The organism is Solibacillus sp. FSL R7-0682 (assembly GCF_038005985.1).
In the GTDB taxonomy this organism is placed as follows: domain Bacteria; phylum Bacillota; class Bacilli; order Bacillales_A; family Planococcaceae; genus Solibacillus.
Genome location: NZ_JBBOUI010000001.1, coordinates 3,522,742 through 3,548,465 on the forward strand (window position 1 = coordinate 3,522,742; position 25,724 = coordinate 3,548,465).

At 37.5% G+C, this 25,724-nt stretch carries 24 protein-coding genes; 10 read left to right on the forward strand and 14 right to left on the reverse strand.

All coding sequences use genetic code 11. The features are described from left to right. Window positions 1-62: 62 nt before the first annotated feature. Window positions 63-1,745 carry a methyl-accepting chemotaxis protein gene (locus tag MKZ17_RS17685; protein ID WP_340725052.1) on the reverse strand — a complete coding sequence of 561 codons (1,683 nt, stop codon included), beginning with the start codon at window positions 1,743-1,745 and terminating at the stop codon, window positions 63-65. Window positions 1,746-2,260: 515 nt separating this feature from the next. On the opposite strand from MKZ17_RS17685, the gene MKZ17_RS17690 reads away from it, so the two are divergent. After that, window positions 2,261-2,461 carry a cold-shock protein gene (locus MKZ17_RS17690; protein ID WP_340725053.1) on the forward strand — a complete coding sequence of 67 codons (201 nt, stop codon included), beginning with the start codon at window positions 2,261-2,263 and terminating at the stop codon, window positions 2,459-2,461. Window positions 2,462-2,787: 326 nt separating this feature from the next. Here MKZ17_RS17690 and MKZ17_RS17695 read toward each other — a convergent pair whose 3' ends face one another. The 3 genes from MKZ17_RS17695 to MKZ17_RS17705 all read right to left on the reverse strand — a co-directional run bounded on the left by MKZ17_RS17695 (window position 2,788) and on the right by MKZ17_RS17705 (window position 7,206). Next, window positions 2,788-3,954 (reverse strand): aminotransferase-like domain-containing protein, encoded by a 1,167-nt coding sequence (locus tag MKZ17_RS17695; protein ID WP_340725054.1) that lies wholly within the window; start codon window positions 3,952-3,954, stop codon window positions 2,788-2,790. Window positions 3,955-4,148: 194 nt separating this feature from the next. Further along, a complete protein-coding gene (locus MKZ17_RS17700) occupies window positions 4,149-4,964 on the reverse strand; it encodes an undecaprenyl-diphosphate phosphatase (protein WP_340725055.1) in 816 nt (271 codons plus the stop codon). A 49-nt stretch (window positions 4,965-5,013) separates the two neighbouring features. Next, the gene (locus MKZ17_RS17705) at window positions 5,014-7,206 is read right to left on the reverse strand and encodes a HelD family protein (protein WP_340725056.1); all 2,193 of its coding nucleotides are present in this window, start codon (window positions 7,204-7,206) and stop codon (window positions 5,014-5,016) included. A 579-nt stretch (window positions 7,207-7,785) separates the two neighbouring features. Here MKZ17_RS17705 and MKZ17_RS17710 point away from each other — a divergent pair. Continuing rightward, complete coding sequence (locus tag MKZ17_RS17710) at window positions 7,786-8,871, forward strand: Cj0069 family protein (RefSeq protein WP_340725057.1); 1,086 nt, start codon at window positions 7,786-7,788, stop codon at window positions 8,869-8,871. A gap of 46 nt (window positions 8,872-8,917) precedes the next feature. Here the strand turns inward: MKZ17_RS17710 and MKZ17_RS17715 are convergent, their stop codons facing one another. Continuing rightward, window positions 8,918-9,472, reverse strand: coding sequence for an NADPH-dependent FMN reductase (locus tag MKZ17_RS17715; protein ID WP_340725058.1), 555 nt, complete (start codon window positions 9,470-9,472; stop codon window positions 8,918-8,920). 224 nt (window positions 9,473-9,696) lie between these two features. Further along, on the reverse strand, window positions 9,697-10,506 hold the full coding sequence (locus tag MKZ17_RS17720; protein WP_340725059.1) for an NAD(P)H-binding protein: 810 nt from the start codon (window positions 10,504-10,506) through the stop codon (window positions 9,697-9,699). Window positions 10,507-10,661: 155 nt separating this feature from the next. Here MKZ17_RS17720 and MKZ17_RS17725 point away from each other — a divergent pair, with 155 nt between their 5' ends. The 5 genes from MKZ17_RS17725 (at window position 10,662) to MKZ17_RS17745 (ending at window position 14,735) form a co-directional block, all read left to right on the forward strand. Continuing rightward, on the forward strand, window positions 10,662-11,696 hold the full coding sequence (locus tag MKZ17_RS17725; protein ID WP_340725060.1) for a PseG/SpsG family protein: 1,035 nt from the start codon (window positions 10,662-10,664) through the stop codon (window positions 11,694-11,696). A 68-nt stretch (window positions 11,697-11,764) separates the two neighbouring features. Then, window positions 11,765-11,950: an SE1832 family protein gene (locus tag MKZ17_RS17730; protein WP_241367447.1), complete on the forward strand. Its 186-nt coding sequence runs from the start codon at window positions 11,765-11,767 to the stop codon at window positions 11,948-11,950. Between the two features lie 55 nt (window positions 11,951-12,005). Continuing rightward, a complete protein-coding gene (locus MKZ17_RS17735) occupies window positions 12,006-13,586 on the forward strand; it encodes an ABC-F family ATP-binding cassette domain-containing protein (RefSeq protein ID WP_340725061.1) in 1,581 nt (526 codons plus the stop codon). Between the two features lie 296 nt (window positions 13,587-13,882). Beyond that, window positions 13,883-14,284 carry a transcriptional regulator Spx gene (spx, locus tag MKZ17_RS17740; RefSeq protein ID WP_340725062.1) on the forward strand — a complete coding sequence of 134 codons (402 nt, stop codon included), beginning with the start codon at window positions 13,883-13,885 and terminating at the stop codon, window positions 14,282-14,284. A 25-nt stretch (window positions 14,285-14,309) separates the two neighbouring features. After that, window positions 14,310-14,735 (forward strand): MarR family winged helix-turn-helix transcriptional regulator, encoded by a 426-nt coding sequence (locus MKZ17_RS17745; RefSeq protein WP_340725063.1) that lies wholly within the window; start codon window positions 14,310-14,312, stop codon window positions 14,733-14,735. 389 nt (window positions 14,736-15,124) lie between these two features. Here MKZ17_RS17745 and MKZ17_RS17750 read toward each other — a convergent pair whose 3' ends face one another. The 3 genes from MKZ17_RS17750 to MKZ17_RS17760 form a co-directional block, all read right to left on the reverse strand. Next, the gene (locus MKZ17_RS17750; RefSeq protein ID WP_340725064.1) at window positions 15,125-15,673 is read right to left on the reverse strand and encodes an RNA polymerase sigma factor; all 549 of its coding nucleotides are present in this window, start codon (window positions 15,671-15,673) and stop codon (window positions 15,125-15,127) included. 258 nt (window positions 15,674-15,931) lie between these two features. Beyond that, entirely contained in the window at window positions 15,932-17,458 is a 1,527-nt protein-coding gene (locus tag MKZ17_RS17755) for an aminotransferase class V-fold PLP-dependent enzyme (RefSeq protein WP_340725065.1), read from the reverse strand. Then, window positions 17,445-17,999, reverse strand: coding sequence for a glycerol-3-phosphate acyltransferase (locus tag MKZ17_RS17760; protein WP_340725066.1), 555 nt, complete (start codon window positions 17,997-17,999; stop codon window positions 17,445-17,447). Before MKZ17_RS17760 ends, MKZ17_RS17755 begins: the two co-directional genes overlap by 14 nt. 198 nt (window positions 18,000-18,197) lie before the next feature. Here MKZ17_RS17760 and MKZ17_RS17765 point away from each other — a divergent pair, with 198 nt between their 5' ends. The 3 genes from MKZ17_RS17765 (at window position 18,198) to MKZ17_RS17775 (ending at window position 21,211) form a co-directional block, all read left to right on the forward strand. Next, entirely contained in the window at window positions 18,198-18,758 is a 561-nt protein-coding gene (locus MKZ17_RS17765; protein ID WP_340725067.1) for a TVP38/TMEM64 family protein, read from the forward strand. Between the two features lie 121 nt (window positions 18,759-18,879). After that, complete coding sequence (locus MKZ17_RS17770) at window positions 18,880-19,635, forward strand: aminoglycoside phosphotransferase family protein (RefSeq protein ID WP_340725068.1); 756 nt, start codon at window positions 18,880-18,882, stop codon at window positions 19,633-19,635. Between the two features lie 190 nt (window positions 19,636-19,825). Continuing rightward, window positions 19,826-21,211 carry a dipeptidase gene (locus tag MKZ17_RS17775; protein WP_340725069.1) on the forward strand — a complete coding sequence of 462 codons (1,386 nt, stop codon included), beginning with the start codon at window positions 19,826-19,828 and terminating at the stop codon, window positions 21,209-21,211. Between the two features lie 393 nt (window positions 21,212-21,604). On the opposite strand, the gene cyoE is transcribed toward MKZ17_RS17775, so the two are convergent. From cyoE to MKZ17_RS17800, 5 genes are all read right to left on the reverse strand, one after another. After that, on the reverse strand, window positions 21,605-22,501 hold the full coding sequence (cyoE, locus tag MKZ17_RS17780) for a heme o synthase (RefSeq protein WP_340725070.1): 897 nt from the start codon (window positions 22,499-22,501) through the stop codon (window positions 21,605-21,607). 174 nt (window positions 22,502-22,675) lie between these two features. Then, entirely contained in the window at window positions 22,676-23,692 is a 1,017-nt protein-coding gene (locus MKZ17_RS17785; RefSeq protein ID WP_340725071.1) for an AbrB family transcriptional regulator, read from the reverse strand. A gap of 236 nt (window positions 23,693-23,928) precedes the next feature. Then, window positions 23,929-24,519 (reverse strand): peroxidase-related enzyme, encoded by a 591-nt coding sequence (locus MKZ17_RS17790; RefSeq protein WP_340725072.1) that lies wholly within the window; start codon window positions 24,517-24,519, stop codon window positions 23,929-23,931. 4 nt (window positions 24,520-24,523) lie between these two features. Beyond that, window positions 24,524-25,294, reverse strand: a complete 771-nt coding sequence (locus tag MKZ17_RS17795) for a cyclase family protein (RefSeq protein ID WP_340725073.1) — start codon at window positions 25,292-25,294, stop codon at window positions 24,524-24,526. Between the two features lie 124 nt (window positions 25,295-25,418). Continuing rightward, window positions 25,419-25,709, reverse strand: coding sequence for a 3-isopropylmalate dehydrogenase (locus tag MKZ17_RS17800; RefSeq protein WP_340725074.1), 291 nt, complete (start codon window positions 25,707-25,709; stop codon window positions 25,419-25,421). Between the last annotated feature and the right edge of the window lie 15 nt (window positions 25,710-25,724).

Sequence of the window (25,724 nt, forward strand, 5' to 3'; positions counted from 1 at the left end):
ACTCGATTTTTTTGTAAGAAGCAAAAGAAAATCCCCCCAGCACATACTACTGGGGGAATTTTTTATAGTTTGAAATGGTTTACTTCATATTGTAATTTTTCAGCAAGATCAGAAAGCGATTGGGCATTGCTTGAGATTTCTTCTGTTGCCGCTAATTGCTCTTCTGTAGCTGCACTCGTATCACTTGCTGTGTCAGCTGTTTGTGCTGCTAACTGTTGCACGTGCTGAACACTTTCGATGACAGAGCCAGTCATCGCTTGAATTTCTTCAACTGCTGCAGAAACAGACTCTACGCGGTAAACAACCTCTCCAATACCTGATTCGATATTTCGGAAGACATGTAAAGATTCGGATGTTTTCTCCATCCCTTCATCTACCTTTGTACCACCAGCGACAATCGTTTTTGTTGCATCACTAGAAGTTTGTTGAATTTGTTCAACCATGCTGCCAATTTCAGTAGCTGAGTTTTTCGATTGCTCCGCTAATTTACGTACTTCCTCCGCTACCACGGCGAAGCCTTTTCCGTGCTCTCCAGCACGTGCTGCTTCTATCGCTGCATTTAAGGCAAGTAAGTTCGTTTGATCAGCGATATCTGTAATTAATGACGTAATATTTTGGATGCTATTTGAATGCTGCTCCATTGTATGCATCATTGCAGTCGTATCTTTAAACGTTTCATGGATTGTCTCCATTTGATTTACAACATTTTTAATTGATGTTGCCCCTTGATCAATTAGTACTTTTACGTCGTTTGTTGCATGTAGCATTTGCTCATTGTCACCAGATATTTGATCAATACTTGTGCGCAATTCATTCATTGAATCAATGGATGTATTCATGAAATGAGACTGCTCCGTACTCGTATGTAATTGGTTTTCTGCAGACTTTGCAACCATTTGTGATGATGCTAAGCTTTGCTCTGAGCTTGCAGAAAGCTCTTGTGCATTTGCTGCAACCTGCATTGAAGAATCACTTACACTTGATACAATACCACGTAAATCTTCGAGCATTGTATTGAAGCTATTTGCCATCTTACCAATTTCATCTCTATTTTTAATGTTAAGTGGCTCCATTGATAAGTTCCCTTGTGCAATTTCTTCAAGTGCATCCGTCATTTGACCAACTGGCTTTGAAATATTGCGGCTTAATACATATGAAATCACAATTGCTAATAAAATTGAAACGATTGTAATAATTATCATTAAAGTAACCATAGTTAGCTGGTATGCATCAATATCATTACGTGTATTTGCAATGTTTTGTTCTTGAACTTCTATAAGCTTAGAAAGGATATCTAAAATTTCACTATTTAATTTCATCGACGTTAATTGTGCAGTCGATAAATCACGGTTGCTTTCTTTTAATTCGATAATAAGGTTATTTGATTCGAATAATAATAACGATTTCTCTTTTAACTGATCTAATAACTGAAGTGATGCTTCATCTTTACTTAGTTCAATTAAACCTTTTGCTGCAACAGTTCCATTTTCAATCTCTTCTTGGATTCCCTGTTTCGAAGTACTTTTATTAAAGGCGACAAACTCTAATAATCGTGTGGCTAAATCTTTTTGAGCTACCTCTAAATCACGTGCATAGCTAATACGCTGAACATCACGCTCAATTATTTCATTATATTGGTCTTTAACTTTTTCTAATGCTACTGAAGCAACAGTATTAACAACCATAATAAGTACAATTGTCACCGAAAAAGCAAGCCATAATTTCTTTGAAATGGAAAATTTCAACTATATTCCTCCTCAATTTAATATTAAAATACTAATCCAATATAAATTATATACATTTTTTGGGCAATAAGTCATCACAATTTTATTAAATATTTTAAATCTTTTTATTCATTATTACGAAAAAGAAAATAATTTTCAGATAATTGATAATACATGATGATAATTACGCGCTTTTTAGTTTTGAAAGTTGCTTAAAATTTTCAAAAAAAAGTGTTACAGGTTTAAACATTAAGAATAGTGGTATACTAACAATATGACACTTTATTTGGATTGTTATTTTTAGTAACGTTCCTTCATTTGTACGAAAAATCAAAAATTTTCTCGTATTTCCCACAAATTTTACTAGACAGTTGGATAAAGTTGTTATACAATAAGAATAATTAAATTGCTTAAGCAGGTTGACGATCAATTCACATATTAAAAAAGTGAACGTGTACGCTCGCTTTTTTAATGTGTGAATTTTTTTTATACATTTAGCAATTCAATTAATTATAATTTTTTGGAGGTTTTCTCTCATGCAACAAGGTACAGTAAAATGGTTTAACTCAGAAAAAGGTTTCGGTTTCATCGAAGTTGAAGGCGGTAACGATGTATTCGTACACTTCTCAGCTATCCAAGGTGAAGGTTTCAAATCTTTAGACGAAGGTCAAAAAGTTGAATTCGACGTAGAAGAAGGCAACCGTGGACCACAAGCTACTAACGTAGTAAAACTTTAATTTTAACGAATTAAGTCATATAGTTAGTCGCAAAAGAACCACTCTCAAATAGAGAGTGGTTCTTTTATATGGTGTAACAGTTATGGATTTGAACAACTTACTGTATTAATAATAAGAAAATACAAGAATGAACTAATGTTAATAAGCTAATTAAACATGCTTCAGTAAATGAGGCTGCTTAGCTCGATTATTATTCCAACAAAACCGGTACAGCACCTTCTATAGACATTAATTCACTACATATAAAAAATAGACAAAGTCTTCTTTCGACTTTGTCTATTTTTGTGGGTGACAATTTAAATAAAATTAAACATTCACCAAAGTTGTTATAAAATTTCTCCTAAACGCTTAATACCTTCTTCAATAACTTCTGGTGTCGCATTCGTGTAATTTAAGCGCATTGTGTTAACTTCGGTTTTATTTGTGTAAAATGGATTACCTGGAACAAATGCAACTTTTTGTTCCATCGCTTCATGGAATTTTTCAAGAGCATTTGCGCCGTCCTCCATTGTCACCCAAATAAACATCCCGCCTTCAGGCTTTGTATACTTTACATGTGGTGGGAAGTATTTTTCCATTGCAGCTAACATCGCATTGGATTGTTCTTTATATAATGCAATAATTTTTTCAACGTGCTTATCGTAATCATTATTCGCTAAATAATCATATAAAACATACTGAGCAAAAATATTTGTGTGTAAATCTGATGCTTGCTTCGCTGTTTCAATATGACCAAGTAATTCATGATTTTTCGTTAAAATATAGCCTAAACGCATACCTGGTGTTACCGTTTTTGAGAACGAACCAAGCACTACGCTGTTTTTCATTTTACCTGCAGCAATATATGGTAAGTGCTCACCTGTAAAGCGTAATTCGCCATAAGGATCATCCTCGATGAAAATGATATCCTCATCCTTAATGGCTTCATACACCTCTTCACGGCGTTCTTTTGTATAAGTTAATCCCGTTGGATTTTGAAAGTTCGGCACAGTATAAACCATTTTTACATTTGGCTGCTTTACCGCTTGCTTTAATTCGTCAACGTTTATTCCCTCTGTTTCAAGTGTAACTCCGTGGAAAGTTGGTTCACGTAATGTGAACGCTTGAATCGCTCCAAGATAACCCGGCTCTTCAATTACAATGCCGTCCCCTTTATTAATAAGTACTTTTGAAATTAGTTCTAATGCTTGTTGAGAACCAGTTGTAATAAATACATCTTCTGGCTTGAAATCAAGACCTGGTTGTTTTGTATTATATTTTTCTGCAATATATTGACGTAATGGTAAATAGCCTTGCGTCGTTGAATATTGAAATAATTTTGCACCACTTTCATCAATTGCATGAGTGACAGATGCTTTTAATGCGTCAATTGGAAATGAAATTGGGTTTGGTAAGCCCCCAGCGAATGAAATGACGTCCTCTGCATCCGTTACTTTTAAAATATTGCGGATAAATGATGACGGTGTGTTTAAAATGCTATCAGAGTATTGCATAGTTAATTCTCTTCCCTTATTTTTAATTTTCAAAATTTTATCACTTTTTAGTCTACTATACAATAGCGATGTTACATTTAAGTAGATATATGCGAATTGCAAGTAGATTTATGACATGAATGCGTGAGGTAATTTTTTTCTCTCCATTAAAAATCACTCTCCTGATTAGCATCAAAAGAGTGATTCTTTACCACTTAGAAGAAAATTAAAAGTAAAATTCCGACTAAGAAACAATAGTATGTGAAGTAGTGTAACTTCCCATTTTTCATAATTCCCATGAACCATCGCATAGCAAAGTATGTCATAAATAACGTTGCAAAGAATGTCACCGCATATGGTAAGGCTAAGTCCATTTTGTTTGGTTCGTCTAAGAAATCAGTAATTCCTAATACGACACCACCAAGGCTAACCGGAATATATAGCATGAATGAGAAACGTAATGCCGTTTCCTGATTCATGCCAACAGCGATCGCCGAAATAATTGTAGCACCTGAACGGCTAATTCCTGGTGTTAACGCAACCGCTTGCCCAAGACCTACTAAAAAAGCATCTTTCGCTGTTAAATCACCGTCTCGCTTCGTTCCTCGCATATTACGAATTAACCATAAAGCAATACCCGTTACAAATAACATGAGCGCAATTGTCGTCATACTTACACTCTCTGCAATCACATCACTTAATAAAACCCCTAAAATCCCTGCTGGAATCGAACCGATAATAACATATAGTGCAAAGTTAAAATCCGCACGATAACGTCTGTTTCGGGTTTTAATAAACATTAAAAAACCTGTAATTAAACGAATAATGTCCTCACGATAAATAAACATAATTGCGATTAATGACGCAGTATTTGTTAAAATAGCGAACGTAAAACCTTGCTCGCCCATCCCTAAAATTTCGCTGGCGATCATAACGTGCCCACTAGACGAAACAGGGATTGGTTCCGTAAAGCCTTGCACAAGGCCAATGATGAGATGCTTTAAAATTAAAATCAAATCAAAGTTTTCCATTACTATCTCCTACAATTTAAATTATGTTTTATATGACGTCATAACGCCATTAAATGTTCACTTCTTTACGATAATACTGTTCTTCAATGTGCGCAAGAGCTTTTGGAAGGGCTCCACCTGATAGTAGAAATAATTTTCGCGTCGCACGAGAAGCAATTGTATACAGAAGATACGCATCCATTTCTTCATGATAAACATGGGCATCTGCATCCGCTAATACAACCGTCGTAAACTCGAAGCCTTTCGCCATATAACCCGGCATGATTAAAATCCCTTTCATATACACCTTTTGTTCTTCTGTTACGAGCTGAATTTCCGGAATGTGTGGCTTTAATTCTTGATAAAGCTGCTTACATGCCTGTTTATTTTTACATAAAATCACAAAGCTATCTTGTGGCTCGAAGTGTTGGGTTACAAGCTGTTCGATTGTTGTTAGTAGCTTATTTGTTTGAATAACTTGCGGTTTCTCCCCTGCTACGCCAAGGGATAAGGTCGTTGTGTTATGCAAAATCGCACTCATAAAATCAGTAATTTCATTTGTAGAACGGTAGGATTTATTTAATTCCACTACTTTAAAGTGCTTTGATAAAGGGCCGGCAAGAGAATCCTTCATTTGTGGATGCACCATTTGATTGCGATCCCCAAGCAATGTGTAGTGCGCTTTTGGGTGCATTGCTTTAATCGTTAATAGCTGTAAATACGAGTAATCTTGAATTTCATCAATGACTATATGTTTAATTGTATTGTTTGTATATAACCCCTTCACAACAGCTTGTAAATACATCATCGGTGCTAAGTCTTCGTAAAATAATATGCGTTTCTTCAAGCTTTCCGCAGTTTTAGCTTGAAGTTGTTGGGTAAATAAATTGTCATTTCCATACGTTAAGGAATGCACATACATTTTATTTAAATTCACGAAGCCAAGTTGTTCAATTGTTGTCTCCATTTTGCCGTACTTCTTTTGTAATTCCATATGGGCTTGCTGCTCGAGCTCTTTGTCGGTTCCAATATAGGCATTTACTGCGCGCAGTTCCTTCATGCGCTTTGTAAGCTCTTTACTTTTACGTGTTTGTATATTCGAGAGTAGTAAAGTGCGCATTTTTTTCAAACGAAAATCGATATCGAGGCCACCAAATTTTTCATAAAAGAGCTGGGATAGTTTTTTCGCTGAAACGATAAGCTCATCGCCCATTTTTAAATTATAAAACGGCATGCCAGCTGTTTTTGTGTCTTCAATATAATTTATTAATTGTTTAACGTAACTATGCGAACCCTTATAAGCATAATGCTCACGTGCTTCGTTATCTGCATTTTGCAAACGTTCAATATTCTCATAATTCGTCTCACATTGGTAGCGTGTTAATTTTAAATCCTTAAGTAGTCGATAATACGTCGTATGTTGTACATTCTCTTCACCAAGCTCTGGTAAGACATTTGAAATATAGTCATTAAATAAATCCGACGGTGAAATAAGTAAAATACTACGTGCATTCATTGTTTGACGATATTCATATAGTAGAAACGCAATTCGCTGCATCGCCACGGATGTTTTCCCACTACCTGGGGGACCAAGGACGATTAAATTATCCTTATTCGATGAACGAATGACGATGTTTTGATCGCTTTGAATCGTCGCAACAATAGACTTCATTTTCTCTTTAGCCGTATCAGCGAGAAGCCCCTGGAGCACCTCATCACCAACATAAATATCCGCATCAAACAACTGCAATAGCTCGTCGTATTTCACTTTATATTGACGCCTACCTTCAATCATCACATCGATAAATTCGCCATCTGGTATTTGATAATGAGATGGACCGACTTTATTTTCATAAAATAGACTCGAAATAGGTGCCCGCCAGTCAAAAATTAATACATCATCAGTTGTTGGCTCGCGAAATGTAGAAAGTCCAATATATAAGTGTTCAGACTCCCCTTGCTCATTTTGTATTGAAATGCGACCGAAGTATGGACTTTTATACAAAATTTTTGTTTTTGCTAATTGTTCACTGACATTTAAATATTCACGCTCACGTAGCTGCATCGTTTGAAGCATTTGGGAAAACTGAATCGCATTCTCTCCTGACACATCATTAAATTCTGAAGATACTTGCGTTCGCTCTTCAACAATTTCCCCTTTTTGTTTCTTTAATTGAATAGTAAGTGCTTCAACCTGCCTATTTAATAACCCGTTAATTTCCTTTAAATGAGCTTGCTCCTGTTGCCAAATCGTTTGTTCCATCTTCTGAGTCCGCCTCCAACTATGCATAGACATCTTTCTTTGCGTGAAAAAATATATGTTCATGTCCCTACTTTTATTTTTTAGGTAAGCTAGTCATAAGATTTATAAGGACATCACTCACCTCAATCACAAAAGGGATATCCTTTTTTTACATAAAAACTCATTTATTACCTATTATCAAATTTCACGTAAAAATTAATGCTACATCAAAATGATATAGGATTCAATATTTGTTCTCTCTTCAGACTTTTTTATGCAAATAAATTTAAGGGATTGCGTTTTTGCACATAAAATAATGTATTCCCTACTTCCCAAAATATTAAGCGAGAAATTACCTGAGTTTCGTCACATTTTGTCTTAATTTTGAGCTACCATTCTAATACCCGATTTATGCAAAAAGCTACAATCTTCCTTAAAAACATATACAGTTCGAACAAGCTATAAATATGTAATTATCTTATATTTCGTAAAAACCCCCATTGGAACAATATGGTTCAAACGAGCATTATTTTATTTTAACATAGTATTTTGTAACAATTTCGCTACATTTTATTAACACAAACTCTACATTCACAAGTTATGATGTGGAGGAAATATATTAGTCAAAAGGAGTCGGTTATTATAAAAAAAGTTATCTTTTTTGAAGTACAAGGGGGAAGCGATAAAGGGCCAGATGGATATCGCCCCGACACAATGCCAATGGTCGAGGCATTAAAGGAGTGCGCACAAGATGCCGAGGTTATTTTCTTTGAAATCGAAAAGCGTGAACAAATTTTTAATTATGTAAAAGACCATGCCGTAGCGTATGTTTCTCGTATTAATCCTGGGAACTTAAAACACGAGGCGGAATATTTTGATATGTTACGAGAGTTATGTGTAGAAGGGATTATTGGGATGCCTCATCCAGACGCGATGATTAGTTACGGCGCAAAGGATGCATTAGTCAAATTACGTCATACGTCACTTGTTCCAGAAGATACGTATGCTTACTATACAATTAATCAATTCAAATCGACGTTCCCTAAGTCATTAGCTAAGGGGGAACGAGTATTAAAGCAAAATAGAGGTTCAACTGGGGAAGGCATTTGGCGCGTACAATTAGTCGAAAAGCTTGCTGATGGGGTAACAGAAGTACCGCTAGATGCACAAATTAAGTGTACGGAAGCAAAAGATAATCACGTCGAGTACCATCGTTTAGATAGCTTTATGACATTTTGCGAGCAATACATCGTTGGGACAAATGGAATGCTCGTTGATATGACCTTCCTACCGCGCATCAAAGAAGGTGAAATTCGTTTATTCATGTTGCGTGATAAAGCGATTAATGTAGTTCATAAAAAGCCTGCAGAAGGTGCGGATGCATTTAGCGCGACATTATTTTCTGGTGCACAGTATCGGTATGACAAGCCTGAGGAATGGGGGGCACTGGTCCAGAGCTTCTTAGGGCAGCTACATGAAATAACAACACTACTTGGGGGCTATGATTTACCGCTAATTTGGACAGCCGACTTCATTTTAGATACAGATGACTTTGGCAATGATACGTATATATTAGGCGAAATAAATTGCTCTTGTGTAGGCTTTACTTCAGAGCTTGAGTTAGCGCATAATGTAGCACAAGAAATTATTGATTGTTTACATGAAAAAGCTACTGTTTTAGGGTAAAAAAATAGGTGCTATGTAAGTTAAACTCTTACATAGCACCCATTCATTACTGGATATCAACAGCTTGCTTCGATAATGTTTTTGTCATTTCACAATAATGCACGAATACACGAGCTAACTCGCGTAGGCGGTTGTGTACATCTTCGTCAATCAGACGATTTTCTTTATCAAAATGATCAGCATGTGTGTAGACATAGTTTGGTGTTACTAGGCATCGGAAGTAGTCTAAAATCGGACGTAATTGATTTTCTAATACTAAATGATGCTGGTACGTACCACCGTTACCAACAATTGCAGCTGGCTTGTAGCGCAGTGCCTTTGGTGGTAGCATATCAAAGGCGTTTTTTAATACGCCTGGAATCGATGCTTGGAAAATTGGTGAAGCAAAAATGTAGCCATCTGCTTCCTCAAATTTTTGAATCATCATTTTCATATCATCATTTAACGGGCTACCGTCTAAAATTTGATGCTGTAGCTTTGAGAAATACAAAATTTCTAGTTCTAGTTCAGGATTGAACGCTTCAATATATTTTTGAACCTGCTCTAATACGACGCCGGTTTTGCGACCAAAAATAGTACCATCGACAAGTAAGATTTTCATGTATGTTCCTCCAAAAAACGAATTTCTTATCCTATTGTAGCAGATGCTTCGGAGTCAGTGACAGGTAGTTACTTCAAATTCGTAAAGTTCAGTCTTTCGACGGAAATTATTATGGTGGAATAAAGTAAAATTGTAATCAGTAGGAGTTACTCTGTACAAGAAAAGCTAATGCATCGTAGTCCATGTAAGGTTTCACGTTGACCATTGCACTTCTTTTTATCATCTTATTTTTCTACACGATCAACCGTTTTAATTTTGCTTCGATCAAATACTACCTCTTCATCCACGGGTGGAAGCTCGTCTTTTTCTAATTTTCCCCAATTAAAGGACAGCTCTTCATTCGTCGCTACTTCGCCAGTTGCCATTACAGGTAATTGCATTGCTAAAAGTTCATCCGATTGATAAATCGCAACCTTTTCCTTTTTACCGTATAACGCAATGCTCATCATCGCTATAGCAATTTGCTCCGCTGGAATCGAACGAATTTTTTTCATTGGTCCAACTAGTAATGGATTCATTATTGCTAAAACTTTCGCCCCTACTGTTTCCCCTAAACGAAATTCCTTACGCTCACCTACAATAAGTGAAGGTCGCACAATCGATAGTTGTGGAAAATCGATTTTAATGAGCTCTGATTCAAGTTTTCCCTTTACACGACTATAATATGCAAATGCCTTTTCGTCGGCTCCCATTGCAGAAATGACGATAAAGTGTCCAATTCCTCGATTTTTGGCAAGTGCTGCAATTGTCATCGGATACTCAAAATCGACTTTTTCAAATGTTGGTCGAGAGCCAGCTTTTTTTATTGTCGTGCCTAAGCAGCAATACACTTCATGGGCAAATTCAATATCTTGTTCAGCAATTTCATCAAATTCACGCAATGTCACGACTAATTTTTTGTGGGTAAAATCAAGTGGTCTACGTGAAATTACATTCACCGCCACGTATTGTTCACTTTCGCACAATAATTTAACGAGCGCCGAGCCAACTAATCCTGTTGCGCCAACAACTAATGCAGAACGCATTCCTGTCATACACATCACTCTTTCATCTTAGGTATCTTCTATATTTATTACGCTTCAGCTAACCTACTTCCGGAATTAGCTTCCCATATCAATACTTACTATCTATACATACTTTCGGTCTTTTTACCATATTTTATAGGGATAGTGGAAAGGAAGGGATTGTATTGCAAAAAAAGAAAATTATATGGATCGTCGAGCATTGTGATATTAAAGGGAGTTACATTTTTGAGCGAGCCGTAACTTTGGCCAAGCTTTTGCAGGAGGAAAGCGTGTTTATCTTTGTGCGAACAGATAATGCACGCATTATAAGCGAATTAGCCAAAACGGGTTTAAATATAATTCTTTTCGATAAATTTGAAGAGGTTAAAAAGAAAGTTCGGGAAATGCAGCCAGATTTAATCGTCCATGATGGTAAAGATACATTGCTTGAACATATAGAACTTATTCGTCCATTCTGCCCAACCATTGTTCATTTTGACGACTTTGGAATGGGCGCTAAGCTTGTCGATTGTCATCTTATTTCATTATTTGCAGAGTCATACGAACAACCATTTGTCCAAGAGCTTGCTGGAAGCTATGCATTTGCCGTACCACCAAACCTAGAAAAAGTCGCAAAACAAATCCTCGAAACACCAGATTGTTCAATAAAAGACACACTACCTCATATCGTTGTTGCCTTTGAAGATGGGGATGCCAATAATTTAACATACAGGACACTGCGCCATTTAACACAGTTGCAAATTCCACTTAAAATCTCGGTTGCAATTGATGATGACTATCAGCACGATGTAGATAGTTTACAACTGATGGCATTAAGTAGACGCAATACTGAAATTGTTCGCCGTCCAGAAGCCCTACTACACCTTATGCCGCAAGCTGATTTAATCATTTGCAATGGAAACTATACACCTTATAAAATTGCTGCAGCTGGCATTCCTTGCATTACAACAGCTCAACATGAAAATGAATTAAATTATGCCTTCTCACGGGAGGATAATGGTTTTATCAATATCGGTCTCGGCCGCAAAATGAAGCAGTCAATTCTTCAAAATGCTGTGATGGAGCTATTACTACACGAGCAACGCCGTGAACGTGCAGTTAGAAAGCAGCGCTCGCTCGAAATTATTACGAACAATGAAATTTTACAAACATTACTTTTAGATTTAGCTTATTCTCGTCATAATATTGCACACATATAGTGAAAAAAATTCGTGCGATGTGATACAATATGAAAAGATTAATTTTCGTAATCAAAGGAGCTATCATCATGCTAACAAAGGACCAGCTTCAACAACAAATCGCCGAATTAAAGATGGACTACATTAATCTACAAGGTGATATGGAAAAGCTAGAATCACTAGGCCATGCAGACTCAGTAAAACAAGCACTTACACGTCTTGAAAATATGGAAGCAAGGCTTGCAGAACTAAACAAACAGCTCGCAGCACTATAACGCTCGCGAGTTTTTTTATGAGATAAAACAAACATAAATTTTCGGAGGAATATATATGGCAATTTTAACAGTTGAAAATTTAGGTCATTCATTTGGTGACCGTACGTTATTTAAAGACGTATCATTTCGCTTAGTAGAAGGCGATCACATCGGTTTAGTTGGCGCAAATGGCGTTGGTAAATCAACACTGATGGGAATTTTAACAGGACAAGTAATTCATGATCAAGGTAAAGTTGAATGGCTTCCTGGCACGCACTACGGCTATCTAGACCAGCACACCGTATTAACAGCTGGGCGTACAATGCGTGATGCTCTGCGTGATGCGTTTTTACCACTATATAAAAAAGAAGAGCGCTTAAATGAAATTTCGGTACAGCTAGGGGAGCCAGATGCAGATTACGATACCCTTTTAGAAGAAATGTCTGAAATTCAAGACGCTCTTGATGCGGGTGATTTCTATAGTTTAGATATGAAAATTGATGAGATAGCACGTGGTCTAGGTCTAGATGCAATCGGTCTTGAGCGTGATGTAGCTGCCCTTTCTGGTGGTCAACGTACGAAAGTATTACTAGCTAAGCTTTTATTAGAAAAACCAAAAGTATTATTACTAGATGAGCCGACGAACTATTTAGACGAAGAGCATGTAACTTGGCTTAAAAGCTATTTAAAAAACTATCCACACGCATTCCTATTAATTTCTCATGATACGGAATTTATGAATGACGTAGTTGATGTTATTTTACATTTAGAATTCACGAAAATGACACGCTACACAGCAACTTATGAGAAATTCATCGAGCTAGCGGAAATTAATAAGCGCCAACATATTGAAGCATACGAAAAGCAGCAGGAATTCATTAAGAAGCAAGAAGATTTCATTGCCAAAAACAAAGCGCGTTATTCAACAACTGGGCGTGCGAAATCACGTGCGAAACAGCTTGACCGTTTAGAGCGTATTGATCGCCCGGAAACTGCCGTGAAACCAGAGTTTAGTTTTAAAGAAGCACGTACACCAGGTCGCTACGTAGTAGAGGCAGAAAACTTAGTCATTGGTTATGACAAAGAAAAACCGTTATTACCCCCACTAACTTTCCAAATTGAGCGCGGTGAAAAAATCGCACTTGTCGGAATGAACGGTGTCGGTAAATCAACGCTTCTGAAAACAATGCTAGGTAAAATCCAACCACTTGATGGAAAAGTAATTTTAGGTGACTATTTAGAACCTTCATACTTCGAGCAGGAAGTAAAGGCAGATAAAATTACACCGATTGATGATGTGTGGAATGCCTTCCCTTCTATGGAGCAAGCGCAAGTTCGTGCAGCATTAGCACGTGCTGGTTTAAAAACAGATCATATTACCCGCCCTCTTAACTCCCTTTCCGGAGGTGAGCAGGCAAAAGTACGCCTATGTAAATTAATGATGGACCAGACAAACTGGTTAATCTTTGACGAGCCGACAAACCATTTAGATATCGATGCAAAAGAAGAATTAAAACGCGCAATGAAGGATTTCAAGGGTACAATCGTTCTAGTATCCCACGAGCCTGAATTTTATGACGGATTAGTGACGAAAGTTTGGAACGTACAAGACTGGTTTACGACACGTGAAACGAAGGAATTAGAAGAATTTAAGTAAGTTATAGTAAAGCTACGCAATTTTTTTTGCGTGGCTTTTTTATATGAATTTAATAGTGAAAACTAGACAAAATCTGCTTTCTGACTCGTAATTTACAAAATTGTAATATTAATAATCGAAACTTTTTTATTTGAAATACGTATAATTTATTAGAATAGTGGGTATACAAAATAGTGGAAAACAAATTACAAAAAGATATTGCATTATAAGTAGCTTAGTTGTAAGATATATTTATAAACAATTGTCTTACAACTAAGCTATCACCAAATGATTATGGGAAAGCGAGGAAAAATAATATGACAGTAACAATTTATACACAATCAAGCTGTTCCTCATCACGAAAAGCATTAAGATGGTTAAACGAAAACAACATTGCTTATACGGAAAAAAGAACAACTTCTCAACCTTTAACATTAGCAGAATTTAAACATATTTTAAGTATGACGGAAGATGGTACAGACGAGATCATCGCAACAAACTCAAATGACTTTAAAAATTTACAGGTTGATATCGATCAGTTATCAATCCAGGAACTATACAACTTAATTCAGCAGCATCCTCGTATGTTACGTAGCCCGATTTTGCTTGATGAAAAGCGTATCCAAATTGGCTACAACGAAATGGACATTCGACGCTTCATTCCACGTAAAGTACGTGCATTTGAATTGAATGCTTTACAAAGGCTTGCCGTTGAATAGTGAATACTTTTGGAGTTGACAATTTATGAACGAGCTTAAACGCGAGCAACTAACAGCACTTTTTGAAACCTTTGCTTCTTTAGAACGCAAAATGGCCAATGAATGGAATAGTCACAATGAGCTAGGCTTTTCAAAATCACATATTTTAATTTTAGCCTATCTTTATTCAGAAGGACCAAAAAGACCTTCTGCTATCGCTGAAAAGTTGAAAGTTACAACAGGTGGCGTTACCGTTTTAACTACAAAGCTTGCGAAGGCCGGCTTAATTGAAAAAACTCAAAACGAAACCGATCGCCGCGCTTCACAAATTCATATTACTGAAGCAGGTATCGAGTTATTAGATCGTTCACGCCAGCAGGTTGAAAACTTATTCGACCATCTGTTCGGGATGTTAACTGAAGATGAAATTCAAACGTTACAATACATTTTTGATAAATGCATGAAATTGTAAAACCCTCGCTAGCTAATAAGGCTAGCGATTTTTTTTTGAGTTGAATCCCCATTTTACAGCGTGGAAGGTAGTATTGTGTTATGGAGGATAAGACATGTGTATGTGCAGGCTGTGCGCTGTGGGAGCCTTTGGTGGCGTTTTAGGGAGAAGATAGTGTTGTATAGAGAATGTGAGCTGATGGCCCGGCGTAAGGGGCATGTCAGGTACTGTGGATAGATGCTAGCAACGAGTTGCTCTGGGAGCAGAGCCAATAAGCCCTTTTACTACTGTACCATCTTCTAACTATCCCTCTTTAATCACCCCCCTCAAAATCAAATTCCTCAAACGAAAAACGCCATTCTCATCGAATGACGTTTCTTAAACTCCATTATTGTTTCAATGGTCATTTTTTATGCTGGTAATAGTGTATCTGCTACGCCGGCATCAGATAATAGAATTTCTTTTAAGCGTGCTTTGGCGCGGAATAGACGGGATTTAACTGTTCCGATGGATACTTTCATTAGCTCTGAAATTTCTGCCAATGAAAATTGATCCACGTAGAAGTACCATAGTGTTTTTTGATAAATGCCCTCTAGTTGGCTCATTTTTTCTTGGACAATTTTTGTGATTTCCGTTTTTTCAATCATTTCTTCTGGTGAAATATCATTGTTGGGAACCAAATCTAAAATCGGTACGTCTAATTGTTCAGGTTGATTCATCATATATTTGCTACGGCGCACATTTTTGCGATAGCGGTCGCGGAATGTGTTCATCGTAATTGTTGTTAGCCATGCTTTCACGTGGTCTACTTCAGCGACGTTTGCTTCATAGCGCACGACCTTTACCCAAACTTCTTGCATTAAATCTTCTGCTTCACCTTGGTTGCGTGTTAATTTTAAGCATAAGTGATAAATGTAGCGATTGTATTCATCATAAATAGTTGTTAATAACTCGTTCATTATACTTCCTCCGATAACGTTGAATTTGAATTGCGAAAGAATGGTTGCCGCCAAACATTTCGCTTTTATATAAAGTCAATGTATGTTTAAATTCATGAAGTTTTGTACTTCTTGACTCTATTTTGCCAAATTCAATGCTTACACTCTATCGGATTGGCTTTCAATTACCTTACAATGCTGTAAGTTTGGGAGTAATTGTTTGTATTTTAAAAGGCGTCGCTACTCTATATAGCGCGCATTTTTCCATCAATTCCCACCTTACACCACTTCCAGTAAATAGCCAATCAACCTATTCACCTTTTGGAAGTCTTTTTCAAAGTTCGGCTGGATTGTGCTAATTTGTGCAAGGCTTCGTTCTTTTAAATAGCCACTTGCTCCGTGCAATAAATAGCCGTTTAATTCACATGCTTCTACTATTTCTGCGATTTTTTTATGCTGGATTGTCGCAATCATAGGATATGTCTCCCCTACTAACATTTCTTTTAATGCGGAATGCCTTACAAGCTCCATTCTTTTTTGTAATAAAGTAAATCGCTCTGGATATGCAGTGAGTGCATTATTTACCGCTTGAACAAATGTATGCGGCAATGTATAAGGGATTTGTTTGTCATAGTAATGCGACAAATTCATATACATCGGTGCCTGACTCTCAGTTGGTGCTTCCTGCCAAAAAACAAAGGAAAGGCCAGCTACAGTGCCAAGTGCTTTGCCACTAACAGCCGTTGCATAGTGTAAACCCGCCATTGAAAATGGTAGCGCCCCAAATGAGCTAATGCAATCCGCGCATACTTTTACGTTATATTTCTCTCCTAATAAAACGATTGCCTCTAATGGATTCAACGTACTGTTTGATGTTTCACCATGTACGAATACGATGTAGTGATAATTGCCTTCCTTTAACTTTTGCTCAATTTCGTCCGCTCGGAATACATGCCCGAAGCCAAAATTTAACGTATCAAATTGAAGTCCCCATTGCTGTGCTTGCTTAATTAAACGAGCACCAAATTCGCCATTGCATAATAGTAATCCCGGCTCTGTCTTAAATTCACTTTTCAGCTGACCGAGCATTGCATCATTAGCAAGCGTACCTGTACCAACAAGTGGAGTGATTCCATTCGCACCAGCGAGCTGACATAGCTGATCTTTCATCCATGTAAGATCCTGCTGAAATTTTTCTGAGCGGTGGGATAGCGTCGAGTGCAGGAACGGCGTTTCGATAGACACTGGTCCTGGATAGAAAATATTATTTTGCTCACGTAATCTTTCACGAAATACGTGACTTGCCTCACGCGTTAGCACCATTGGTAAATAAAGTGCCTCTTTCGTGCCAACTGGTGGTGCAAATTGTTTAAAGCCCATTTGGGTATACATTTTTTCTTCTCGTACAGTACCTGAAATAACGCAGGCAGTATACCCCTTGTCATAAAAATGGCGGTAAATTGCGGTCGCCAATTTAGAAAAAACTCGACCGTTACGATGCTCCTTTTTCACTGCGAGGAGACGAAGCTCACATAAAGATTCACATAGCCTTGCATCAAGATGCTGCTCCACCTCCCCTATTTTTTGATCAATGGAAAATGGGCGGTGGTCACGAAATGCAACCATCCCAACAAGTTCTGTATTTTTATAAACAACGAGATATACATTTTCTGCGTGAAATTTATCAATTAATCGTCTAGTCGTATTTTCTCCATGCTGTGGAATTTCCTCAACGAATGTTTCATAATTTAGCTGGGCAATTTGATCAAACTCTTTTTCTGTCGTAGCGATTTTACTCCAGTACATTTGGCTTCACTCTTTCTACTATACTTTTTCGTTGTTTCCATAAAACGATAGCAAGCGCAATGTTTACAATAAGCCCTGCTTCAAGCTTCACGCTAATGATGATTCCATAAAGAATAAATCCAACAACCATGCTTAATGTCGCACTTTTCGTTAGAAGCATGCTTAGTAAAAAAATAGCTAAAAATAATAGGAAGTAAAGCGGTGAAGAGGCAACCATTGCTCCTACCATTGTCGCTACTCCTTTACCACCGATTCCTTTGTTCCAAAACGGATAGACATGCCCTAAAATTACGGCAACGACCGCAAGCGCTATCGTCTGCTCAGGTAACTCAAACATTCGGCCTAAAATGACTATGAGTAAACCCTTTAAGCCATCTAAAACGGCAACAAGCACAAACGCCCATTTACCAAGAGTACGCCCTGCATTGCGTGCACCGAGATTGCCGCTATTTGTGTTTTGCAAATTTACTCCCTTTATTTTTGAAACCATTGCGGCAGCCAACAGCGTACCCAGTAAATAACTTAAAAAAATAAAGAGCATTGCTTCCGCTCCTTTGCTTTCGCTTTTTATAACATAATCGTAGCGTATTTTTTAGTAGAAATCATTTAAAATTGAAAAATTTCAATAGTTTGTTAGATTACTTGAGCTTCCTGTTTGAAGCTTATGTAGCAAATATTTTACGTATGTGGATGCAATCCGTTATGCTCGAAGAATCAAATAGAAATTTTGAGGTATATAATGGAGCAATTTTTTCTTCAATGGATGAATGAAGAGTCAATTTTGGTTGGAATGATTCAGCTTTTAGTAATGGTGATTGTATCGATGATCCCACTTGCGCCGATTCCAGTAATCGCCCTTTTTATTGCGTCAACACAAGGCCTTATCGTTGGATTTATTATTAATATGGGCGGTACGTTAGTAGGCTCGTTCCTTTTATATTTGCTAAGTAAAAATTTATTAAAGAGGATGGCGCAAAAAATGGTAACGCGTTATAAAGGTTTTCATGCATTTTTGGATTTAATTCAATCTAATGGCTTTTTGGCTGTTTTAATCGGGCGACTTGTTCCGGTCCTCCCTTCCGCCGGGGTTAGCCTCATTTCAGGGGTTTCAGGGGTAAAGCTAAGCTCGTTCTTATTAGCTACATTACTTGGAAAATTCCCAACCATTTTAGCCTTTTCATTTGCAGGGACTGGATTTACATCCGGCAACTTAAATACACTCATTCTTGTTACCCTATATTTTCTCGTACTCATGCTCATCGCGAGAAAGGTGAAAAATAAATGGACTTCCAATGTATAATGGTCTTTTTAATGCACGGTCTACTATTTTTTTCAGCATTATTTCTGTTAAAAAAGGGTAATATTATACTTTCAACGAATTTATAAAAGATTAAACTGATTAAATTTTATGGAGGAACAACTTGAACTTAAGTAATCCATTTTCAAAGGGTAATACAGCAGAGATATACATAGTTGATGCTAAAATTGTAAAACTATTTAAGGAATATTTACCCCGTACAGAATCTTTATACGAAGCAAAGAAACAACATTTTGCTTATTCCAACGGGCTAGATGTTCCGAAAATACATGACATTACAGAGGTTAATGGTAGACAGGCAATCGTCATGGAGTATATAGAGGGGCAGCCAATAGGTGAACTACTATTAAATGATCCACAATTAGTAGAGCATTATTTTACTATTTGTGTTAATGCCCAAATAAATATGCATAATACTATTGTTGAGTCGGGTTCCCTTGAGCTAATGACCCAAAAATTAAAGCGCCAAATTAACTTGGTTGAAATTTTAAGTGAACAGCAAAAGCATGTATTATTAAAAAGATTAAATACAATCACATTTGAGCCACGGCTATGTCACGGTGATTTTCATCCTTTCAACTTATTAATGAATAAAGATAAAGTGACAATTATTGATTGGGTTGATGCGAGTGCAGGCGATATTCGTGCAGATGTCTATCGATCCTATTTGTTGATTTCCCAGTTATCCCTTGATTTTGCTGAGTTGTATTTAAACATCTATTGCCAAATTGCTAAGCTTTCACGAGAGGAAGTGCTTCAGTGGGCACCTATTATTGCTGGAGCAAGACTAGCAGAAAATGTACCTTCAGAAAACAAAGATCTCTTATTAGAAATTGTAAATAAATCTATTAACGAATGAGGTTAAAAGTATACTTCCCACATCATTTGAAATTGCAAGGAATTGTTAGTGTTGAAATGAAAAAGACAAGTAAGAATATGCTATACTATTTCCAATACCGAAATAAAGTGAACCATCCTCAATGAATTTTTATTTATTGGATGTTACACTTCACCATCGGATTATACGGGATAAAAGGAGGCTCTTTTTTATGAGTCATTTAGAAAAAATAGATGCTTATTTTACGGAACATCGTGAGCGTCATTTAGCAGAGTTAAACGAATTTTTACGTATTCCAAGTATTTCTGCTTTATCTGAGCATAAGGCGGATATGCAAACAGCTGCGAACTGGTTAGCAGATCATTTAAGATCATTAAACATTGAAAATGTTGCGGTAGAAACTACGGCTGGTCATCCAGTTGTGTATGGTGAATGGCTACATGCTGAGGGTAAACCGACAATTCTTTTCTACGGGCACTACGATGTACAACCTGTAGATCCTCTAAACTTATGGGAAACACCTCCTTTTGAGCCTGCGATCCGTGACAATAAATTATTTGCACGTGGTTCGTCAGACGATAAAGGACAAGTGTTCATGCACTTAAAAATGATTGAGGCGTTATTTGCAACAGAGGGTACTTTACCTGTAAATGTAAAATTCATTTATGAAGGTGAAGAGGAAATCGGTAGCCCTTCTCTTCCTCAATATACAGAGGACAACAAAGAAAAATTAGCAGCGGACTTAATCGTTATTTCAGATACAGGTCTATATGCAAAAGGGAAACCAGCAGTATGCTACGGCTTACGCGGTTTAACAGGCGTACAAATTGATGTGCGTGGTGCAAAGGGTGACCTTCACTCTGGTTTATATGGCGGTGGAGTTCAAAATGCGATTCATGCATTAACAAACATTTTAGCGTCATTCCGTGATGAACACGGGACAATTCAAGTAGAGGGCTTCTATGATAATGTTCGTCCATTATCGGAAGAAGAGCGTCAAGCATATCGTGACTTAAACTTTGATGAAGAAGCATTGAAGGAAGAGGTTGGCGTGAAAGAGCTATTTGGTGAAGCTGGTTACTCTTACTTAGAGCAAACATGGGCACGCCCTACATTAGAAATCAATGGCGTATTTGGTGGCTTCTCTGGTGAAGGCATTAAAACAGTACTACCTGCCGAAGCAGGTGCAAAAATTACATGCCGTCTCGTACCAGATCAAGATCCTGAAGAGATCGTAGCCTTATTAAAAGCACATATTGAAAAGCATAAGCCTATTGGCGTTGAAGTGTCCATTTCCGAGTTCGACAAAGGGAAGCCTTATTTAACTCCATTCGATCATCCGGTTATTCAAGCGGCAGGTCGCTCGTATGAAAAGGTGTATAAAGTGCCAACTGCATATACGCGTGGTGGTGGCTCGATTCCAATAGTAGCAGCCTTTGACGAAATTTTAGGCTTACCGGTCGTGCTAATGGGCTTCGGTCTTTCAAGTGAAAACTTCCATGCACCAAACGAGCACTTCCACCTAGAAAACTTCGACCAAGGCCTTCGCGTACTTGGTGATTACATGTTTGAAGTAGCACAAATTAAATTAGTATAATTTCCAAATAACAAAAAACTCCGATGCCCACTAATGCATCGGAGTTTTTTACGTTCTTCGTATTGGACCATATAAAAATAGGGGGTTTTATATGTTGTCGAGTCACATACGAAATGTTTTGAGTAACATCTACATATCAAAAAAGTGTGAAATTATTCATGCGAGCAAGATGCTACGCTTGATAACTTTATATTAGCACCGTGCCCTATACAAAAAAATAGAACATCCCCAATTGTCATAGGATGCTCACAACTTTCGTTCACAATTTCACAACTTTTTCTCGAAAAGACAGAATATTTCTATTTTATTAGAATATCTTTTAGAAGTACTAAATTACTGCATACAAAAAGCTGTACAGAAAATGAACAACTATTCATGCTGTACAGCTATTCTTTAAAGCGCATTTAAAATCATACCGACTGATGCATAAATGATGACCGTCCCAAATATTGCCATCATATGGAAAAGTGAGTAAGCAAACATTTTGTTAGCCCATTTTTTCTCTTCCTTTTGCTTCGAAGCCATAATACTCATGCATAGCCAAATAATGCCTAAAATCAGCGACACAATTGTTAATCCTAAGCTTAACGGTAAAAATAAGAAGCTCGATAAAATTAATAATACTAAATAAATATTCGATTGGATGTACGTACGCTTTTCCCCTTTTGCTACTGGAAGCATCGGGATATTTGCTGCAGCATAATCCTCTTTTTTACGAATGGCAATCGCATAAAAATGCGGCATTTGCCAAATAACCATGATTAAAAACAGTGCCCATGCGGCTGGATGCCAAATATCTGGTGCAACAGCTGCCCAGCCAATTAACGGTGGCATCGCGCCAGAAATACTCCCAACCTCTGTGTTCCAAATGGTGCGGCGCTTCGTCCACATTGTGTAAGGAACAACATAGAAAAATACGCCTAAAAAGCCAAGTAAAGCAGCAAGTGGTGATGCTAAGTATAACAGTATACAGCCCAGAACTAATAATAACGTAGCTACTACCAACACTTGCTTCGCCGACAATTCCCCAGTTACTGTCGGACGAGATTTCGTACGTGGCATAATTTGATCGATATCGCGGTCGTAAACGTTATTGTAAGCACCCGCTGCAGCTATGACAGCCGCAGAACCAAGAATCGAATAAATGATGGCTGGAATATATTCAACAAAATTTAGTTCATATGTGTAAAGTGCGAGCATAAGTGCTGCGATCATTGGAATTAAGTTTGACTTAATAATGCCGGTTTTCACAGCCTGCGCCCACAACTGTCTATTTGATTGCGTTTGCATGTTCCCTCTATCCTACTTCCTCAATTAGTCACTTTCTCTAGTATAACCTAAACTACTGCGATTGGGTTAGTATACAAGCTTTTTTTCTAATATTTTCATGTCGTTCCCCGTTCAATACTCGAATGAAAATGTGGATATTTCTACATTGTTCTACAGGTCAAAATTTTGACACAATTAAACTATTTTCTTTTGGTAATACCACTTAATAAGTGGAAGTATACAAAGGAAAATAAAGAGCAAACGAAATAACTGAAAAACGGTTACGACCGAAATATCTGCCTTCACAGCTGCCGCTAATAAGCCCATCTGATCTAGACCACCTGGTGCAGTACTTAAAAAGCTCGTCGCAAAGCTTAAGTCAAGATAATGAGCGATTAATAGACTCGTGCCATAAGTAAGCGCAATCATCGTAATCGTACTAAGTAGACCAGCGCCTAACACTTTAAGTGGTAAGCGTAGTGTTTCAGGCTTCAATAAAAGTCCAATGTAGGCACCAATTAATATTTGCGCAACATGGAGCACGTCACTTGGCATTTCCGGTGTTTCAATAGAAAAGAGCTTTAACAAAATGACGACAATGATTGGTGTTAAAAAGTGTGCGACAGGAAGCTTTATTTTCCTTCCAATCGGTACAAGTGCTGCAGCGAGTAAAATTAGTGCGACCACTTGCCACGATTCAGCTGTAATAGGGATTGAACTCCCACTTACGACATGCCCTGATACGAGAAATGGAATGAGTAACACAACTCCAAGCACACGCACAATATGAAAATATGTAACTGCCGTTAAATTGACATCCCCCTCTTCCTCAGCAAATAATACGAGCTGGGATAACCCTCCTGGTACATTTGCAGCGACTGATGTTTTGAAAGTCAGACCTGTCATGCGTGATACACCCCATGCGATACCTAAGCAAAAACCAAAAAGCACGAGATTGACAATGACCATGAACAATAAGAGCGATTGAAAATTTTGAAACAGCCCTAAATCAAACTGCTGTCCGATGGCGACACCGACGATTACAAGCCCAATGTTGCGTAAAATCGCTGGCCAGCGTAGGTGCGCACGGTCTTTAATGAAAAATTGCGCAATAAGCACGGAAAAAATCGGACCAATGAGCCACGGTATTGGTAAGGATAGCGCGGAAAAAATAAGTGCCCCAATAAGTGCAATAATAAATACGAGTAACATGTGAATCCCAATCCCCTCGATTTTTTATGTTTAAATTTATTGTAGCGAAATTTATTTAGGAATGCGAAGAGTTTTAAGCTTCAAGCACTTATTAATTGCACGTGGGTGGTAATTTTACTTTATTGATTTCATTTTTCATCATAAGTATTGGCTCAAGCTTTATTAGGCTATAAGATATTTTTCATTTTTCCATACAAAAAGAGCGAACTTCAAGTAAGTACGCCCCTTCCTTTCTATTATCGATTATGATCGTAATGCCCTTTATTAGCTATAGCACCGATTGTACTTACCCAGCGATTTGTATAGTTGAAGAATCCGACTATAAAAGCAGCCTCTAGCACTTCATGATCGTTAAAGCCTGCCTCACGTAATAAATCAACTTCCTTTGTCGTCAATTCGTTTGGATAGCGTGTTGCACGGTAAGCGTAATCACATAAGGCACGTTGTTTTTCTGTCAGTTTAGCCGAGCGATAATTGTACGTCAGCTGATCCACCCAGCTTGGATCTTTTGAAATGCCACGTAGTACATCACTATGGGTCGTTAAGCAATAGCTACAGTTATTCGTCGACGAAACGACAAGTCCTATCATCTCTTTATCCGCCAAGCTTAAATAATTTGTTTCCTCATTGAACAGCGAATGCTTGAAATCTAAAAAGCCTTTAAATTGTTTGGCGTTCAGTGGTAAAACTTTGAATAAATTATTAATGAAACCATTTGCCTGTTGCTGAGCATCGGTATATTGATCAAATTCTTCCTGAATCTCTGCTGGAATATCTTCTTCCCGTGGCGTTTGTAAATGCGACAGCTGTTCCGTGTAACGTGTCATTTGCCTATCTCCCCCCTACCGGAACAATTGCAAAGCAGCGCGCTGGAAAACCTGATGCATTTTTTGCTTTTGGGAAAGTTGCAAAAAGAATTGCACCTACTGGTGGTACTTGGTCAAGGTTTGCCATGACTTCTATTTGGAACTTATCTTGTTGTAACACATAGTCTTCCCCTGCGAAGCCAATTTCCTGCTGCAATATTGGTGGGTCCGTATCAAATGGCTCGTGGCCAACAGCCCCCACATTACGTACTTCAAATAAAAATACAAGTGCATCAATAGACCATCCTGGATAACGGGAAATACCATTTTCATCTTTATTCAGCATTGCCTCTTGATTTGGCCAACGTTTTGACCAATCACTACGCATCGCAACAAAAGCACCCTCTGGAATTTGCCCATATGTTGCTTCGAATAATTCTATGTCCTCCACTTTTAGGGCATAATCATGATTTTCTACTACTTTTTCATGCACATCAATCACCACTAATGGATAGGCAAACTCTTTTACCGCAATATCCTCTACTAGACGTCCGTGCGGCACAAAATGCCCTGGTGCATCAACATGCGTGCCATATTGACCTGGAAACTCATAATGATTGACCTTCATTGGCGCTTGATCAAAATCGAAAAGGACCGTATTTTTTAACGACTCAAATCCTGGCCAGCGTGGCGTGTCCTCCCCAAAGCTATGCGTTAAATCCACCCACTTATACTTTGGTGACTTCAGTTCTTCTAATTGATGCCATAACGATAAATCAATTGTTGAATTCTCCATATCTCCACCCCTTAATTTCTGAATTAACAGAAATTATAAATTATTTTACCTTATTATACAAATCTATTTGGTTGGTTTTATTGCTACCAGCGCGAATAATTAAACTTGTAAAAAAATAAAACAATCAATTGTTAGTACGGAATCGTATCACTATAGTCGTCAACATCGCTATAATCAAAACAATTGCACTATTTACTATTAAATACTTCCCTAGTTGCGTGCCATAAAACATGGCAAAAGGATCCCGAACAATAAATACGGCTAATGCGCCACCAATTGCACAAAATACTATTGCTAGTAAAAATATTGAAAGAGCCGCATAATATAAATTTTTGTTTTTCTTATAGATTATGAACCCAATAATATTGGCCATAAGGATAAACAAGCCGGTAAGTATTAAGAATAAATCAGTCATTTTACTTCCTCTTTT